This is a genomic window from Aurantibacter sp. UH7 (assembly GCF_056839165.1).
Window position 1 is genome coordinate 2631575 of the sequence record NZ_CM166388.1, and the last position, 14742, is coordinate 2646316.

13 protein-coding genes are annotated in these 14742 nt (G+C 34.1%); 5 read left to right on the forward strand and 8 right to left on the reverse strand.

Annotated elements, in window-relative coordinates; genetic code table 11:
* Positions 1–17: 17 nt before the first annotated feature.
* The 4 genes from UH7x_RS11055 (at position 18) to UH7x_RS11070 (ending at position 2572) form a co-directional block, all read left to right on the forward strand.
* Positions 18–500, forward strand: coding sequence for an ExbD/TolR family protein (locus tag UH7x_RS11055; protein ID WP_203252165.1), 483 nt, complete (start codon positions 18–20; stop codon positions 498–500).
* Between the two features lie 125 nt (positions 501–625).
* Positions 626–1312, forward strand: a complete 687-nt coding sequence (locus UH7x_RS11060; protein ID WP_482359995.1) for a porin family protein — start codon at positions 626–628, stop codon at positions 1310–1312.
* 163 nt (positions 1313–1475) lie between these two features.
* On the forward strand, positions 1476–2087 hold the full coding sequence (locus UH7x_RS11065; RefSeq protein WP_482359996.1) for an ExbD/TolR family protein: 612 nt from the start codon (positions 1476–1478) through the stop codon (positions 2085–2087).
* Positions 2088–2089: 2 nt separating this feature from the next.
* Positions 2090–2572 (forward strand): ExbD/TolR family protein, encoded by a 483-nt coding sequence (locus tag UH7x_RS11070; protein WP_482359997.1) that lies wholly within the window; start codon positions 2090–2092, stop codon positions 2570–2572.
* A 6-nt stretch (positions 2573–2578) separates the two neighbouring features.
* Here UH7x_RS11070 and UH7x_RS11075 read toward each other — a convergent pair whose 3' ends face one another.
* The 6 genes from UH7x_RS11075 to pyrH all read right to left on the reverse strand — a co-directional run bounded on the left by UH7x_RS11075 (position 2579) and on the right by pyrH (position 10098).
* Positions 2579–3184 carry a hypothetical protein gene (locus UH7x_RS11075; protein ID WP_482359998.1) on the reverse strand — a complete coding sequence of 202 codons (606 nt, stop codon included), beginning with the start codon at positions 3182–3184 and terminating at the stop codon, positions 2579–2581.
* Positions 3185–3189: 5 nt separating this feature from the next.
* Positions 3190–4647, reverse strand: coding sequence for an RNA polymerase factor sigma-54 (rpoN, locus tag UH7x_RS11080; RefSeq protein WP_482359999.1), 1458 nt, complete (start codon positions 4645–4647; stop codon positions 3190–3192).
* 40 nt (positions 4648–4687) lie between these two features.
* Positions 4688–6121: an asparagine--tRNA ligase gene (asnS, locus tag UH7x_RS11085; RefSeq protein ID WP_482360000.1), complete on the reverse strand. Its 1434-nt coding sequence runs from the start codon at positions 6119–6121 to the stop codon at positions 4688–4690.
* Positions 6122–6201: 80 nt separating this feature from the next.
* Positions 6202–8604 carry an efflux RND transporter permease subunit gene (locus UH7x_RS11090; protein WP_482360001.1) on the reverse strand — a complete coding sequence of 801 codons (2403 nt, stop codon included), beginning with the start codon at positions 8602–8604 and terminating at the stop codon, positions 6202–6204.
* Between the two features lie 176 nt (positions 8605–8780).
* Entirely contained in the window at positions 8781–9335 is a 555-nt protein-coding gene (gene frr, locus UH7x_RS11095; RefSeq protein ID WP_482360002.1) for a ribosome recycling factor, read from the reverse strand.
* Between the two features lie 55 nt (positions 9336–9390).
* Positions 9391–10098: a UMP kinase gene (gene pyrH, locus UH7x_RS11100; protein WP_482360003.1), complete on the reverse strand. Its 708-nt coding sequence runs from the start codon at positions 10096–10098 to the stop codon at positions 9391–9393.
* 236 nt (positions 10099–10334) lie between these two features.
* Here pyrH and UH7x_RS11105 point away from each other — a divergent pair, with 236 nt between their 5' ends.
* Entirely contained in the window at positions 10335–12206 is a 1872-nt protein-coding gene (locus UH7x_RS11105) for a M61 family metallopeptidase (RefSeq protein WP_482360004.1), read from the forward strand.
* A 158-nt stretch (positions 12207–12364) separates the two neighbouring features.
* Here the strand turns inward: UH7x_RS11105 and tsf are convergent, their stop codons facing one another.
* Together tsf and rpsB are read right to left on the reverse strand one after the other, a co-directional pair.
* A complete protein-coding gene (tsf, locus tag UH7x_RS11110; protein ID WP_482360005.1) occupies positions 12365–13333 on the reverse strand; it encodes a translation elongation factor Ts in 969 nt (322 codons plus the stop codon).
* Between the two features lie 58 nt (positions 13334–13391).
* Positions 13392–14492 (reverse strand): 30S ribosomal protein S2, encoded by a 1101-nt coding sequence (gene rpsB, locus UH7x_RS11115; protein ID WP_482360006.1) that lies wholly within the window; start codon positions 14490–14492, stop codon positions 13392–13394.
* Positions 14493–14742: the final 250 nt, after the last annotated feature.

A 14742-nucleotide genomic window follows, 5' to 3' on the forward strand; every position in this document is an offset into this window, starting at 1 on the left:
AATAAAAATATAATAATATGTCTAAGTTCAGCAAAAAGAAGAGTGGTGAAGTACCTGCGGTATCAACAGCCTCTTTGCCTGATATTGTATTTATGCTGTTATTCTTTTTTATGACGGTTACCGTGATGAAAGATAATAGTTTGAAGGTTGAAAATATTTTGCCTAACGCAAACGAAATAAAGAAGCTCGATAAAAAAGATAGAGTTATTTATATCTATGTTGGGAAACCTTCAAAAGAATACGAAAAAGTATACGGTACAGAGCCGAAGATTCAACTTAACGATAAGTTCTCAGATCCTTCTGAGGTTGGTTCTTATATCTTACAAGAAAGAGCTAAGAAACATCAAGATTTGCAAAATTTCTTAACCACATCATTGAAGGTGGATAAGAATGCAAATATGGGTCTTATATCTGATATTAAAAGTGAGCTCAGAAAAGTAAATGCTCTTAAAGTTAATTATACCACCTACGAAGGTGATGCTTTTAGAAATTTACAATAGCTTACCGTTCAAACTTATTTTGAAAAAACGCTCTAATTTAAATTGGAGCGTTTTTTTTATAATATAGTTTCAGTCAATTAAAAATATTAAATGGGTTCTTGATCAAGTTCTGTAACTTTGTTTTAATGAGAATAAAGCTATTTATATTTTTTGCTTTAATAAACTTTATGGGCAATGCTCAGTTAGTGCAAGATACTTTACCTGCGGATACACGTTATCTGGAGGATCAATTTTATCTTGGGTTTACTTATAATTTTATTTTAGATAAGCCAACAGAAGTTAGTCAACGTAATTTGTCGTATGGTTTTCAAGCAGGTTTTGTAAAGGATATGCCTTTAAATGTAGATAGGACGGTTGCAATTGGTTTGGGCTTAGGTTATGGTGTTTACTCCTATTATACAAATCTGCAAGCTATAGCGGTTGGCGGCAATATTAATTATGGTATTCCTTTAGATGTAGATAATCTTAAGCGTAATAAAATAGAAACCCATATGATTGAGGTTCCATTAGAATTTAGGTGGCGAACTTCAAATGCAACTAATTATAAGTTCTATAGAATATATGCAGGGGCTAAATTGGGCTATGTTTTTGGTGCAAGATCTAAAGCTGTTTTTGAAGATTATAAACTGTCTTTTGTAAATAAAGATGTGAATAAATTTCAGTATGGACTTACATTTAATTTTGGCTATAATACCTTTAATTTACAAGTTTACTATGCGTTAAATGGTATTTTTAACGATGTTCAAACGGATACAGGTGAGGATATAAACTTTAAACCACTGCGGGTTGGTTTTATATTTTATATTCTTTAATTTCTTGTTTAAATCTCTTCTTTTGGCATAAATATTGCTCATTAAAAATAGTTGATTTTATCATCTATCTACTACTACACCCTTCTATTACATATTATAATTTAATAAAGTAGCTTATGCCTACAAGGCAAAGTTATATGTAATAACCACTAAATATTTTATTATGGGAAAAAGGGAAAGTGCGCCTCAGGTGAATGCTGGATCAATGGCTGATATTGCATTTTTATTATTAATCTTCTTTTTGGTCACAACTACAATTGATACTGATGTTGGTTTAGATCGAATGCTTCCTAAAGAAGATGGAGATTTTATTGAATATCAAAAACGTAATATATTGTCGGTACTGGTCAATACAAATGGTCAATTATTGATTGATGAAGTACCGATTGAAGCGGAGTTTTTGAAAAAAATCGTTATTAATTTTATAGACAACGGTGGTTTGCAGGAAGCTGCTATGGTTTGTGACTATTGCAGAGGTTTAAGGGATGCCACATCTTCAGATAATCCTAAAAAAGCAGTGGTTGTATTAAGTACTCATAGAGAAACGGAATATGGTACGTATATAACTATGCAAAATGAAATTGTAGCTGCCTATAATTTCTTGCGTAACCGTGAGTCCAATCGACTGTATAATATGAATTATACTGAGATGGATTCTTTATATCACAATTCACAAACAACCCTATTGAATAAAGAAAAGTTGAAAGCTAGGATAAAAATAATTCAGAATATGTATCCGATGAATATATCAGAAGCCGAACTAAAAAACCAATAACCATGAGTAAATTTAATAAGAAATCTAGTTTAAGAACTCCAGAAGTTTCAACAGCTTCTTTACCAGATATTGTTTTTATGTTACTATTCTTTTTTATGACAGTAACTGTAATGAAAAATACTGAATTGAATGTTGAAAATGAGTTGCCAAATGCATCTGAAATTAAACGTTTAGAGAAAAAGGATAGAATTATAGAAATACACGTAGGTAAACCTTCATTAAAATACAGTAACCTTGTTGGTGAAGAACCGAGGATTCAGCTCAATGATAAATTTGCTGATATATCTGAAGTAGCACCTTACGTTTTAAGACAAATACAAAGCAAGCCGGAGCATATTAGGGCATTTGTGACAGTATCTTTAAAAGTTGATAGGCGTGCTAATATGGGGCTTATTTCGGATATAAAAAATGAGCTGAGAAAAATAAATGCTCTTAAGATAAACTATACCACTTATGAAGGAGATGCGTTTAAGAATTTAGATTAGAATTCATTACAGCCAAAACTGAATCGTAAGAAGTTGGGAGGTGAGTCCAATAAAGAAACCTATCAATAATTCGGGTTTAGTATGTGCTTTTAGAAATAATCTAGAGGTGGTTACAAGTCCTGTTGCTAGTGTGAAAACACTAATAGCTATAGTGATATTAATTTCAAAATGAATGCTAAGGCTAATTAAAAACATAAGTAAGCTGCCCATGCCTATTAAGTGCATGCTTACTTTAAGTTTCATAATTACAAACATAAGGGCGGTAAGTGATGCAATAATTAAACCAATAAAAAAATAATAAAGTTCTGCGATATAATTGTTTGGAATTATCTTTAAGACAATAGTTAAAAGTAAAATAATATTTATAACAATTGGATAAATGCGTTCTTGTACTTTAGGCATAAAGATGGAACTTACAAGGCCTATGTTTAATAGAATTAAATAGAATATTATTGGAATTATTACCGTGAGAATTAGAATAGGCAAAATGTTAGCGCTTTGCAATTCCGGATTACTATATTTTGGCGAAGATAAAAAATAAGCTAAAGTGCCTGCAATGGGTGTAAATAAAGGATGAAATAGATAAGATATAAACTGTAAAAAAAACCGCATAAAGATTATATCTGTTTTCTAAGCCTAGCGACGGGTATAGCTAATTGCTCGCGGTATTTAGCTACTGTTCTTCTAGCAATTGGATAACCTTTCTCTTTTAAAATGGCAGCGAGCTTGTCATCTGTTAAGGGTTTTTTCTTTGATTCTTCACCGATTACGGTTTCTAATATTTTCTTTATTTCCTTTGTAGACACATCTTCACCTTGTTCGTTTTTCATTGATTCAGAAAAGTACTCTTTAATCAATTTAGTGCCATAAGGGGTATCTACATATTTGCTATTAGCAACACGAGAAACAGTAGAAACATCCATGTGAATTTCATCTGCGATATCCTTTAATATCATTGGTCTTAAATTACGCTCATCACCGGTAAGAAAATATTCTTTTTGATAATTCATTATGGAATTCATCGTAATAAAAAGCGTTTGTTGCCGCTGTCTAATAGCATCAATAAACCATTTAGCTGCATCAAGTTTTTGCTTGATGAACATCACGGTGTCTTTCTGCGATTTAGATTTCTCTTTCGAATCTTTATAACCTTTAAGCATGTTACTATACTCTTTAGATACATGTAATTCAGGTGCATTTCTACCATTCAATGAAAGCTCTAATTCACCTTCTACAATGCGAATGGAAAAATCCGGAACAACGTGCTCAACAATACGATTATTACCTGCGTATGATCCTCCAGGTTTCGGATTTAAACGTTCTATTTCAGATATGGCATCTTTTAGTTCTGCTTCTGTAATACCATGTTTTTGAAGTAATTTTTTATAGTGTTTTTTTGTGAATTGGTCAAAAGACTTTTCTAAAATTGCAATTGCAAGTTCTGTACTAGAAGTTGGTTCTTTTCTTTTTAGTTGTATTATAAGACATTCTTCCAATGAACGCGCTGCCACCCCTGGAGGGTCAAGTTCTTGTACTATTTTAAGAACTTTTTCAATGGTTTTTTCGTCGGTATATGTATTTTGTGTAAAAGCTAAGTCATCAAGAATATCGGTAAGCGGTCTTCTGATGTAACCACTTTCATCAACACTTCCGATTAAAAATTCTGCAATGTTCCATTCTTCATCACTTAAATAAACCGTATTAAGTTGATTGATTAACGATTGAGTGAATGATATTCCGGCAGCATACGGTATGCTCTTCTCATCATCATCTGCGCTATAATTATTTGCTTTCGTGCGATAATCAGGAATCTCATCATCACTTAAATAATCGTCTATATTGATGTCTTCAGCTGCGATTGTTTCATTATCAGTATCCGACTCATAATTGTCATCATACTCATTGTCTAAATCATCACTTTTTTCTTTACCACCTTCTAATGCAGGGTTTTCTTCAAGTTCTTGCTTAAGACGTTGTTCAAATGCCTGTGTAGGTAATTGAATCAATTTCATAAGCTGAATCTGTTGAGGAGATAGCTTTTGAGAAAGTTTAAATTGTAAGTGTTGTTTTAGCATTTAGGTTGTTTCAGCTTCTTATAAAGTTAACCATTTTCAATTAAAATTCCGCATTTTGAGGGGTTCTTGGAAATGGTATTACATCTCTAATATTACCCATACCCGTAGCGAAGAGAACTAGTCTTTCGAAGCCAAGTCCAAAACCACTATGTACAGCAGTACCAAACTTTCTAAGGTCTAAATACCACCAAAGTTCTTCTTCAGGAATATCTAAAGCGGCCATTTTTTCTTTCAGTACATCTAGGCGTTCTTCACGTTGCGATCCACCAACTATTTCACCAATACCAGGGAAAAGTATATCCATAGCTCTTACTGTTTTACCATCCTCATTTAAACGCATATAAAACGCTTTGATTTTTGCAGGATAATCAAAAAGAATAACAGGGCATTTAAAATGCTTTTCTACTAAGAAACGTTCATGCTCACTTTGTAAGTCGGCACCCCATTCATTAATAGGATACTTAAATTTTTTCTTTTTATTGGGTTTGCTATTTCTTAATATATCTATGGCTTCAGTGTAGGTTACTCTTTTGAAGTTGTTGCCTATAATGAATTGTAATTTTTCGATTAAAGGCATATCGCTTCTTTCCGCTTGAGGTTTTGTCTTTTCTTCATCCAACAAACGTTTCTCTAGAAATGCTAAATCATCTGCGCAGTTTTCAAGAACGTAAGAAAGCACGCCTTTAATAAAATCTTCTGCAAGGTCCATATTTGCATCTAAATCAAAAAAAGCCATCTCTGGTTCTATCATCCAGAATTCGGCTAAATGTCTTGATGTATTAGAGTTTTCAGCTCTAAAAGTTGGTCCAAAAGTATATACTTTACCTAATCCCATTGCATAGGCTTCAGCTTCTAATTGACCAGATACTGTAAGGTTTGTCTCCTTTCCAAAGAAATCTTCTTTGTGGTTTACTTCGCCATTGTCATCTAATGGAGGGTTTTTGCCATCTAAAGTGGTAACACGAAACATTTCACCTGCACCTTCAGCATCAGATCCAGTTATTATTGGCGCATGAAAATAGTTAAATCCGTTTTCATTAAAATACTTATGAACCCCAAACGCAAGAGCCGATCGCACGCGCATAACAGCAGAAAAAGTATTTGTGCGAACTCTTAAATGCGCTTTTTCACGCAAGAATTCCATGGAGTGCTTTTTAGGTTGAATAGGGTATGTTTCAGGGTCAGCAGCACCATGTAGAAAAATGTTATTAGCTTGTATTTCAACACTTTGTCCTTTACCTTGGCTTTCTACTAGAGTACCTGTTATTCTTAATGCGGCCCCAGTAGCTATTTGCTTTAAAAGTTCTTCGTCAAATTGCTCAAAATCTACAACACATTGAATGTTGTGAATTGTAGAGCCATCATTTAACGCAGCAAAACGATTACTTCTAAAAGTCTTAACCCATCCGTTTACGGTGACTTCTTGATGTTTTGGTTCGGTAGAAAGAATTTCTTTTATGCTAATAGATTTCATGAAAAAATGCGTCTTGAATTAATTGTCAAAGATAGCCTTTTGACTAAAAATATTCGAACAGAATGTCGGTAAATACGAGCTTATTCTTCGTCGTCGTATTCGTTAAGCGCTGGCTCTTCTTTTGGTAAGATGTTGATTTGTGGTTTTTTGAAAACTTCTTTGTTAGCAATACTTCTCTCTAAGGATAAAAGTAAAGAAGGAAGAAGAATTAAATTCGCCAACATAGCAAATAGTAATGTTGCCGAAACTAGGGAGCCCAAAGCAACTGTACCTCCAAAATTAGAGATCACAAAGACTGAAAAACCAAAGAAAAGAACAATAGAAGTGTAAAACATACTCACACCCGTTTCTCTTAATGCTGCGTAAACCGATTTTTTAATCCGCCATTGATTAACTATTAATTCTTGTCTGTATTTGGCTAGAAAGTGTATGGTGTCATCAACCGAAATACCAAAAGCAATACTAAATACTAAAATTGTCGAAGGTTTGATAGGTACGCCGACAAAGCCCATTATGCCTGCGGTTATAATTAATGGCAACAAATTTGGTATTAATGAGATGATAATCATTCTAAAAGAACGAAAGAGGTATGCCATGAACAATGCAATAAGAGCTATGGCTAGGGCTAATGATAATACTAGGTTTTTAACTAAATATTTTGTGCCTTTTAAAAACAGTAAGGCTCCCCCAGTCATATAAACTGAATAACGTTCTGAAGGAAATATTTTTTCAATATTTTCTTGTAAGCGAGCTTCAATATCTTCCATGCGCTCCGTTTTAACATCGCGCATAAAAGTTGTCATTCGGGCAGTTTGTCCTGTACTATCTACAAAATTCTTTAGTAAATTCCCATTACCGGTGGACTTTCGAGCAGCATCCATGATAAAATTATTCTCTTGAGAAGTCGGTAGTTGATAGTACTTAGGGATTCCATTGTAGAAAGCTTGCTTAGAATACTTCACAAGATTTACTATAGAAACGGGCTTTGAGAGCTCAGGAATTTCTTCAATAACGTTACCCAATCGGTCAATCCTTTTTAAGGTAGCAGGTTTCATAACACCATTAGGTCGCTTCGTATCAATCACTATTTCAACCGGCATAATACCATCAAATTCTTTTTCAAAAAAGCGGATGTCTTCAAAAAACTCCGTTTTCTTAGGCATGTCTTCAATAATACTTCCCGATATGTCAATTTGATAAATGCCGATGATGCTGAGTACTAATAACGCTATAGATGTTATATAAACGGCAATTCGTTTGTTGCGAACAATATCTTCCATCCAACTAACAAAAGTGTCAATCCATTTTTTGTTTAAATGTTTTAGGTGTTTAGTCTTCGGCAAAGACATATAACTATAGATAATTGGAATAATTAATAGCGATAAAAGAAAGATGCAAAGAATATTTATAGATGCAACGATGCCAAATTCTGCTAGCAACTTACTATCGGTAATTATAAAAGTAGCAAAACCAGAAGCTGTTGTAACATTGGTCATTAAGGTTGCATTACCAATTTTTGATATTACGCGTTGTAATGAAAGTGCCTGATTTCCATGTTTTTTTACTTCTTGTTGGTACTTATTAATTAAAAAGACACAGTTCGGAATGCCGATTACAATAATTAATGGAGGAATTAAAGCCGTAAGTACAGTGATTTCATATTGAAGTAAACCTAATATACCAAAGGCCCACATTACACCAACAATAACAACGCTCATTGAAATTAATGTGGCTCGAATACTTCTAAAAAAGAAAAAGAAAATTAAAGAAGTTACTAAAAGTGCAGCTAGTATGAACTTGTAAATTTCATCAATAATATTTTGCGAGTTCATTGTGCGTATATAGGGCATGCCTGATACGCGAACATTAAGGCCTGTTTCGTCCTCAAAATTCTTTACTAAATTGTTTAGGTCTTTGAGAATAAAGTCTTTGCGTACCGATGTGTTTACAATGTCTTTGTCGAGGTTCGCAACAGTTCGTATGGTTCTCGATTCTTTGTTGTAAAGTAAATCCTCGTAAAAAGGTAAGTCATTAAATAGGTGGTCGGTAATGCTGTCGAGTTCATATTGCGACTTTATCTCGGATGTTATCAGAGGCTTCATTGTAAAAGCATCTTTTTCCTTGACAAGTTCTTGAAGATTGTCGATTGAAATTACAAAGTCAATCTCAGGAAATGCTTGTAATTGTTTACTAAGCTTGTTCCAACGATTGAAATTTTCCGGATTAAATAATGCGCTATCGTTTATACCTAGAACAATAGCATTGCCTTCTTCACCAAATTGATTTAAGAAATTGCGGTATGCAACATTTACTGGGTGATCATCGGGTAATAGATTTGCTTGTGAGTTGCTAAAGCGCATATTATCCCATTGCAAAGCCAAAAAGAGTGTAATGCCTCCAACTATCAGAAGCATTAATATTCTATTTCGAAGAATGATATTGGCCGTCTTGGCCCAAAAACCCTGCATTATTCTGCCTGCCATAAGTAAGTAGTTGTCCGCCGCAAAGGTAAAGAATGGTGCGGAGTGTTCCTAAATTAAAAAGCGACTGCCAAAGTCGCTTTAATATTAATCGTAAGTGGATTTAAATTCATCTACCTAGAAGGTGTAACTCCTAAAGATATTATTTTGATAACTGATACGTATCAAGTTTAAAATGTTTAAACCTTCATTATTTCAGCTTCTTTAACTAATAAGAAAGCGTCTATTTTTTTAGTGTATACATCAGTTAGGTTTTGAATATCAACTTCGGCATTTTTCTGTAAGTCTTCTGAAGCATCCAAATCACGAATTTCTTTATTCGCATCTTGTCTAGCAGTACGTACGCTTACTTTAGCGTCTTCAGCTTCAGCTTTTGCTTGTTTGGCTAAATCGCGTCTTCGCTCTTCAGTTAAAGGCGGAACATTAATGATAATAAAATCACCATTATTCATTGGGTTGAAACCAAGATTAGAATTCATAATGGCTTTCTCAATTTCTTGTAACATATTTTTTTCCCATGGTTGTACAGAAATTGTACGCCCATCTGGGGTGTTTACGTTAGCAACTTGAGCTAATGGAGTTGGAGAGCCATAATAATCAACTTTTACAGAAGATAACATAGCTGGACTAGCTTTACCAGCACGTATTTTCATAAAGGCTCTTTCTAGGTGTGTAATAGCCCCATCCATACTTTCTTTAGTAGCGTCTAGTAAAAATTTAATTTCTTCGTTCATAATAAATACATTTCAAAAATAAGTTGGCACATATTATGCCAAACCGTAAAATATTTTAGATATCTACAACGGTGCCTATATTTTCACCAGATATCAATTTCATTAAGTTACCTTTTGTGTTCATATCAAAAACTACAATTGGCAACTCATTTTCTTGACTTAAGGTAAAGGCAGTTGTGTCCATTACTTTCAGACCTTTTGTAAGTACATCTTTAAATGAAATAGTATCAAATTTGGTAGCGGTTTTATCTTTCTCTGGATCAGAAGAATAAATACCATCTACTCTTGTGCCTTTTAAAATAACATCGGCTTCTATTTCAATTGCTCTTAAAACGGCCGCTGAATCTGTTGTGAAATATGGGTTTCCAGTTCCACCACCAAAGATTACTACACGTCCTTTTTCTAAATGGCGCATAGCGCGTCTTCGAATAAAAGGTTCGGCAACTTCATTAATTTGTATAGCAGATTGTAGTCTCGTTTGTACCCCTTGTACTTCTAAAGCGCTTTGTAGAGCTAATCCATTAATAACAGTAGCGAGCATTCCCATGTGGTCACCTTGTACGCGATCCATACCTTGGCTAGCTCCAGATAAACCTCTAAAGATGTTACCTCCACCGATTACGATGGCAATTTCAATTCCTTTTGCAACAACTTCTTTAATTTCTTGGGCGTATTCGGCAAGTCTCTTTGGGTCTATACCGTATTGACGTTCTCCCATTAGTGCCTCACCACTTAATTTGAGGAGGATTCTTTTGTATGGCATTTTGCTTTTTTATAGTCAGACAAAAATAATCAAAAAAAGTTAGGCTTAAATCCAGTTTCTTATTCGATTTTAAGGACTAATTATTTCTTAAAATGTGTTACTAGGTTAATTTATTTTAATAATCTTGCCCCCTGTAATTCAAGGTGCTGGTTCTAGTTATATTATAGTTTAACAGAAACTACCAGTTTAAAATCTAAATATCTAACTCAAGATAAATACAATAAACATTTTTTTATATGAAAAAAGTTTCAATTTTAGCTTCTCTTATAGTATTACTTTATGGCTGTGGTGCTTCAAAAAACTTAGTATCAAAAGGAATATCTAATATTCATACTACTATAGATTTAGTTAATGTAGTTGATGATAAAGTTATGGTAACAATGGATCCCGGTGCTCTAAATCAGCAAACGGTAACATTTTATATTCCTAAAACGGTGCCGGGCACCTATAGTACGGATAACTACGGACAATATATAGAAGGTTTTAAGGCATTCGATGATAAAGGAAAAGAATTGCCTTATACTAAGGCTGATGATAATACTTGGAATATTACAAATGCAAAAGCACTTGATAAGGTTTCTTATTATGTGAACGATACTTATGACACAGAGTCTGATGTGAAGGATGCGGTTTTTTCTCCCGCAGGAACAAATATTCTAGAAGGAGAGAATTTTATGTTGAACCTCCACGGATTTGTAGGTTATTTTAAGGGTTTTAAAGAGCTGCCTTACGAATTGTTTATAAAGAAGCCGACTGACTTGGTTTCGACAACTTCATTAAAAAAGAAGGTAGTGGAAGATGAGATGAATGCTTCTGATACATTTTTAGCGGGTAGGTATTTCGAGGTAATTGATAACCCGATATTGTATGCTAAACCAAACACAGAGTCATTTACAGTAAATGATATTACAGTTACTTTAAGTGTGTATTCACCAACGGGTATTTACTCAGCAACTAGTTTAAAACCGCAAATGGAAGAAATGATGCGGGCTCAAAAAAACTTTTTAGGAGAAATTGATGGGACAAAAGAGTATAATATTTTGTTGTATTTGTCAACCTTAGAGAATACAGATGCCGCTGGTTTTGGAGCTTTAGAACATCATACATCTACAGTAGTGGTCTTGCCAGAGAAAATGCCAAAACCTGCATTGGATGAAGCGATGAAAGATGTGGTGTCGCATGAATTTTTTCATATTGTTACTCCTTTAAATGTACATTCAGAAGAAGTGCAATATTTTGATTTTAATAATCCAAAAATGTCACAACATCTATGGATGTATGAAGGCACCACTGAATATTTTGCAAACCTTTTTCAGATACAACAAGGTCTGATAGATGAAGATGAATTCTATTCTAGATTAATGGAGAAGGTTAATAACGCAAAAGCTTATGATGATACCATGTCGTTTACTGAAATGAGCAAGAATATTTTGAAACAACCCTATGAGAAAAACTATGCTAATGTATATGAAAAAGGAGCGTTGATTAATATGGCTCTTGATATACAGTTGCGCGAATTAAGTGGGGGAGAGAAGGGAGTATTATGGTTAATGAAAGAATTGTCAAAGAAATATGGAAATAATACGCCTTTCAAAGATGCTGACTTAATTGATGAAATTGTGGCTATGACATATCCAGAAATCCGTAATTTTTTTAATACACATGTAATTGGTACAACTCCTATCGATTACAATGAATTTTTAGCCAAGGTAGGATTAACGAGTGGTAATATTGAGAAGCAAACTGGGTACTTCTTAGATGGAGAGGTTCCGTTTATTGATGCAGACCCTTCGGATCAAAACATAATATTTATTAGAAATGGAATCACCTTAAATAGTTTTTTTACTAGTCTTGGGGCCCAGGGTGGTGATGTTTTAAAAAGTATTAATGATACTCCTATTAACCTTGAAGCTATTCGAGCAATTATAGGGCAAAGTTTTTCTTGGACGCCAGAAACTGATATTAAAATAATAGTGGATCGTGATGGTGAAGAAAAAGTATTAGAAGGAAAAGCAGGTGTTGCTACATTACAGGTTGAAACAATTGCTCCAATTGATGGGTTGACTGGTAATGAAGCAGCAATAAGAGAAGCTTGGTTGAAAAAATAAATAAACAAAATGTAATTTCAAATGAAAACGCTACCAAATTTGGTAGCGTTTTCATTTGAAAGCAATATCAGAGTTGTATTTTAATTAGGAATGTATACAAAAGCAAAAAACCGCTAGAGAAATGCTCCAGCGGTTTTTATTAGGTTTTATCCAGAATGTTATTCTCCTACTGTTGCACGCTTAAAGCCTGTAACATGAACATCACCATGAGAACCAACGTATGTTGCAACATTGATTTTCTCATCTTTAATGAAATTCTGGTCCAATAAACATTGTTCTTGGTCCAAAGTAGTATTGTCAGAAATAAATCTTTCCATTTTACCTGGAAGAATTTTATCCCAAATTTGCTCTGGTTTACCTTCGGCTTTTAGTTGTGCTTTTGCATCTTCTTCAGCCTGTGCAAGAACCTCATCAGTAAGTTGCGCCATAGAAATGTACTGCGGTACATTCTTAAGGGTTTTGCCCAAGCGCCCAAGTTCTTCATTATCCTTTTCGATAACAGCAATTCTAGCTTCAGTTTCAGCAGCAACAAATGCTGGGTCAAAATCTTTATAAGACAACGTAGTTGCTCCCATTGAAGCAACTTGCATAGAAACATCTTTCGCTAACACTTCTGCTGTGTCTACTTTAGAAGAAAGACCAACTAATGCAGCAATTTTGTTTATATGAACATATGTACCAACATATGGTGCTTCTAATTTTTCAAAAGCAGTAATTTCTAATTTTTCACCAATAACACCAGTTTGCTCAACTAATTTATCAGCAACAGTCATTCCTCCAAAATCAGCAGCTAAAAATGCTTCTTTTGAATCGTAATTAAGTGCTAATTCGGCTAATTGGTTAGCAAGTGCAACGAAGTTTTCATTCTTTCCAACGAAATCAGTTTCACAACCTAATACAATTGCAACACCAACAGTTTGGTCAGCATTTACTTTTGAAATTGCTGCACCTTCGGAAGAATCTCTATCTGCTCTTTTTGCAGCAACTTTTTGTCCTTTCTTACGAAGAACTTCAATTGCTTTGTCAAAATCGCCTTCAGCTTCAACTAAAGCGTTTTTGCAATCCATCATTCCAGCGCCAGTTGCCTTTCTTAATTTATTTACTTCTGCGGCGGTAATCTTTGCCATAATCTTTTATTTATTGTCATTTCCGTAGTAACGGAAATTAATATTATAATCTAGTTAATTACTCTTTTCCACCTTTGGCGTTATCCTGCCAAACTTTTAACTCATCCCAATTACCATCGGCAGCCATTTTAGCTTGCTTTGGCCAAGAGGTCGGATCTAAATGAGCCATTCTAGAGCTAGCTTCAGTTAAGATTTCTTTCATCTTATCAGCATCAGCTTCAGACATTCTAGCGTAAGTATCAATTCCAGCATTTACTAAAGCCTCAGCAGCTTTTGGTCCAACACCTTCTACTTTAGTCAAATCGTCAGCTTTTGCAGCTTTTTTCTTTGGCTCTTCTTTCTTAGCTTCTTTTTTCTCAGCTACAGGTTTTGCAACTTCGGCTTTAGGAGCTTCTTCTTTTTTTGCAGGTTTTGCTTCTTTAGCTTGTGCTTTTTCTTCTTTAGAAGATGCTTCAGCAGCTTTTTCAGATTTACGTTCAGCTAAACCTTCAGCAACTGCATTAGTTACAGAAGTCATGATGATATCAATAGATTTTGATGCATCGTCATTTGCAGGTACAATGTAATCCACTTCTTTAGGATCACAGTTTGTATCTACCATTGCAAAAATTGGAATATTTAATTTTTGTGCTTCTTTAACAGCAATGTGCTCACGCATAGTATCAACTATGAATAAAGCACCAGGTAAACGTGTCATGTCAGAAATAGAACCTAAGTTCTTTTCTAATTTAGCACGTAAACGACTAACTTGAAGTCTTTCTTTTTTAGATAATGTATTGAAAGTACCGTCTTTTTTCATTCGGTCAATCATAGCCATTTTCTTAACAGCTTTACGGATAGTAACAAAGTTAGTTAACATTCCACCTGGCCATCTTTCTGTGATGTAAGGCATGTTTACATTAGCAACTTTTTCAGCTACAATATCTTTTGCTTGTTTTTTTGTTGCAACGAATAAAATTTTACGACCAGAAGCTGCAATTTTTGCTAACGCTTCATTTGCTTCGTCTAACTTTGCTGTTGTTTTGTAAAGGTTGATAACGTGAATCCCGTTGCGCTCCATGTAGATGTAGGGTGCCATGTTCGGGTTCCACTTACGTGTTAGGTGTCCAAAATGCACACCTGCTTCCAATAAATCTTTTACTTCGACTTTTTGAGCCATTTTTAAATTTAGTTTACGTTCTTTTGAATTAGCAATATTGAAGTGGTATCAAACGCTTGTGCGAAAGAAGCCTTCAACATTTAGATGCTAAACTAATTTACCTTTTTAGCTTTTGGAAAGCTTTTAAAGGATTTTTAATTGTTTCTGCATTAAGCAAAAACTTTCAATGAACTTGATTAATCTTGAAATAATCTTCCCACTATGAGAAGGTTTTAATTGTAATGATATAAAAAGTACTAAAACCTTGACT

What these genes read in the sequence shown, in the direction of transcription:
- UH7x_RS11055 (WP_203252165.1), top strand. Translation starts at nt 18, where the DNA reads ATGTCTAAGTTCAGCAAAAAGAAGAGTGGTGAAGTACCTGCGGTATCA.
- UH7x_RS11060 (WP_482359995.1), top strand. Translation starts at nt 626, where the DNA reads ATGAGAATAAAGCTATTTATATTTTTTGCTTTAATAAACTTTATGGGC.
- UH7x_RS11065 (WP_482359996.1), top strand. Translation starts at nt 1,476, where the DNA reads ATGGGAAAAAGGGAAAGTGCGCCTCAGGTGAATGCTGGATCAATGGCT.
- UH7x_RS11070 (WP_482359997.1), top strand. Translation starts at nt 2,090, where the DNA reads ATGAGTAAATTTAATAAGAAATCTAGTTTAAGAACTCCAGAAGTTTCA.
- UH7x_RS11075 (WP_482359998.1), bottom strand. Translation starts at nt 3,184, where the DNA reads ATGCGGTTTTTTTTACAGTTTATATCTTATCTATTTCATCCTTTATTT.
- rpoN (WP_482359999.1), bottom strand. Translation starts at nt 4,647, where the DNA reads ATGCTAAAACAACACTTACAATTTAAACTTTCTCAAAAGCTATCTCCT.
- asnS (WP_482360000.1), bottom strand. Translation starts at nt 6,121, where the DNA reads ATGAAATCTATTAGCATAAAAGAAATTCTTTCTACCGAACCAAAACAT.
- UH7x_RS11090 (WP_482360001.1), bottom strand. Translation starts at nt 8,604, where the DNA reads ATGGCAGGCAGAATAATGCAGGGTTTTTGGGCCAAGACGGCCAATATC.
- frr (WP_482360002.1), bottom strand. Translation starts at nt 9,335, where the DNA reads ATGAACGAAGAAATTAAATTTTTACTAGACGCTACTAAAGAAAGTATG.
- pyrH (WP_482360003.1), bottom strand. Translation starts at nt 10,098, where the DNA reads ATGCCATACAAAAGAATCCTCCTCAAATTAAGTGGTGAGGCACTAATG.
- UH7x_RS11105 (WP_482360004.1), top strand. Translation starts at nt 10,335, where the DNA reads ATGAAAAAAGTTTCAATTTTAGCTTCTCTTATAGTATTACTTTATGGC.
- tsf (WP_482360005.1), bottom strand. Translation starts at nt 13,333, where the DNA reads ATGGCAAAGATTACCGCCGCAGAAGTAAATAAATTAAGAAAGGCAACT.
- rpsB (WP_482360006.1), bottom strand. Translation starts at nt 14,492, where the DNA reads ATGGCTCAAAAAGTCGAAGTAAAAGATTTATTGGAAGCAGGTGTGCAT.